Raw genomic sequence first — 379 nt, 5'->3', positions numbered from 1 at the left:
TCATTTCTATTCTTTTTCTTTCCTTTCTTTCTCCTTCTTCCTCTTCTCCCCCCCTTCCTTCCTCTTTCCCTCCCTCCCCCTTTCTTCTCCTCTCTCTCCCCCCCCTTCTCTTTTCCCCTCCCCTTTCCCTTCCCTCTTCCCTTCCCCCTTTTTCTCTTTTTCCCTCTCTTCTTTCTTCTTCTTTTTCCCTCTTTCCCCTTTCTTCTCTTCCTCCTCCTTTCTTCCTTTCCTTTTTTTTCTCTCTCTTTTCCCCCTTTTCCCTTCCCCCTTCTTTCCCCCTTTCCTCCTCCTTTTCTTCTCCCTCTCTCTTTCTTTCTCTTCCCTCCCCCCCCCCCTCCCCCTTCCCCCTTCCCCTTTCTCCTTCTTTCCCTTTTTTCCT

General features: G+C 49.6%; 1 protein-coding gene. It reads right to left on the bottom strand.

From position 1 onward, the window contains the following. Positions 1-6 precede the first annotated feature (6 nt). Positions 7-379, bottom strand: a 373-nt coding sequence (locus tag KH400_RS30020; RefSeq protein ID WP_217228339.1) for a hypothetical protein, incomplete at its 5' end; no start/stop codon positions are given.

The sequence above is a fragment of the Desertibacillus haloalkaliphilus genome, assembly GCF_019039105.1.
Classification (GTDB): Bacteria; Bacillota; Bacilli; order Bacillales; family KJ1-10-99; genus Desertibacillus; species Desertibacillus haloalkaliphilus.
Note: the sequence above shows the minus strand (reverse complement) of the source record. Positions and strands in the feature narration are given on the sequence as shown.